Genomic DNA, 1,424 nt, shown 5'->3' on the forward strand with positions numbered 1-1,424 from the left:
GTAACTACCCACGGGGTGTGGAGCTTGGCTGAGCGGCGTCAGGCGCCGATTGTGCCCAGCACGGTGCTGAACGTGTCCGCGCCGGAGGTAATGCGCGCTGTCGCTACCACGGTTCGTACGGCGGCCTCGCCTTTGGCGGACCACATGGCGCGGTAGCCGTTGGTGTTCTTGCGCTGGATCACCGCCGGGCGGAGGTCGCGCTCGCAAGCGTTGTTTGTGGCCTCGACCCGTCCGGGGAAGGACGTGAAGGTCAGGAGCTGGTCACGGGCGCGCCGCATGCGGCTCTGGATGTCGCGCGCCAGGTCGCAGGTGGGCGGGGCGGCGAGGATATCGTCGAGGGAACGCTCCAGCTTGCGGCGCTTCGTGTTCACCGTCGATGGCGCCGCGGTGGTGATGGTGCGCGCCAGGGCGAAAGCTCCATCGAGCCACAGCTTGAGCCGCAGGGCGAGCGTGTCGTCGCCGGCATCAAGGGCATAGGCGACGTCGCGGGCGAGGTGAGCAAGACAGGTCTGCTGGCGATCGGCGTGGCCCTGCTGGGCCGAGTAGCGATCAGACAGCCACACGGCGGGCCGGTGCCCGTCCATGATCTCGTGCACCACGCACGCGCCCCGCGTCGGGGCGGCGTGATGCACGACCGCCTCCTCACAGCGGAACACCCATTGATAGGAGTTCGTGCCCTCGATGCGCACGCCCGTCTCGTCGGACGCCACCACGGTGGCGCGCCGCAGGGCCGACAGCGCCGCCTCACGCCCGGCCTCGAAGCGCGTCTCGGCCCGGCGCAGCATCTTGGTCAGCCCGCCCTGGCTGATGCGCAGGCCGAACAGGTCGAAGAGGGCCTTCTGCAGGCGTTCGTAGGACAGGGCCTGGAAGGTCTTCAGATACACCGCCGTGGCGTGCAGGCGCGGGCCGAAGGGCGTCGATGCGGCGCTCGCCGACCGCGGCGCCGCCACATGCGCCCGGCATCCCGGGCACACCACGGCGAGGCGCCGGTGCTGCTCGACGACGGGCTTCACCTCCGGCAGTTCGATCCGCTCGTGCACGCTCACGGTTTCGCCCGGCAGGTCGAGCGGCAGCGCCAGACCGCAGTCCGGGCACGCGGTTGGGCGGTGGTCGACCACCGTGTCGGGATCTTCCGCAATGATGCGGTTGTGGCCCTCGTGGCCGGGCTTCGCGCCGCCAGGGCGTGACTGCTCGCGCCGCTCCTTCCGATCGGTCGAGGGAGGCTTGGACGACGTGCGCGACGTCTTGGCCGGGCGCTGAAGCTTCAGCACCAGCTCGATCAGTTCGTCCTTGCTCAGACGCTCGAGATCACCGCGGCTCATGCCGACAGGGAATCAGCCTTCATCAACCGGCGCAAGCCATCGTTGCACAAAGGCGCTATCTACCCGACTCCGGTCACCTCACGCCACCCCGTGGGTAATTAC

At 69.2% G+C, this 1,424-nt stretch carries 1 protein-coding gene; it reads right to left on the reverse strand.

All coding sequences use genetic code 11. The features are described 5' to 3' along the window. Window positions 1-38 precede the first annotated feature (38 nt). Window positions 39-1,322, reverse strand: coding sequence for an IS66 family transposase (gene tnpC / locus D3272_RS27015; RefSeq protein WP_129222328.1), 1,284 nt, complete (start codon window positions 1,320-1,322; stop codon window positions 39-41). Window positions 1,323-1,424: the final 102 nt, after the last annotated feature.

Origin of the sequence: Lichenibacterium ramalinae, assembly GCF_004137085.1 — a bacterium.
Lineage (GTDB): Bacteria > Pseudomonadota > Alphaproteobacteria > Rhizobiales > Beijerinckiaceae > Lichenihabitans > Lichenihabitans ramalinae.

What these genes read in the sequence shown, in the direction of transcription:
- tnpC (WP_129222328.1), bottom strand. Translation starts at nt 1,322, where the DNA reads ATGAGCCGCGGTGATCTCGAGCGTCTGAGCAAGGACGAACTGATCGAG.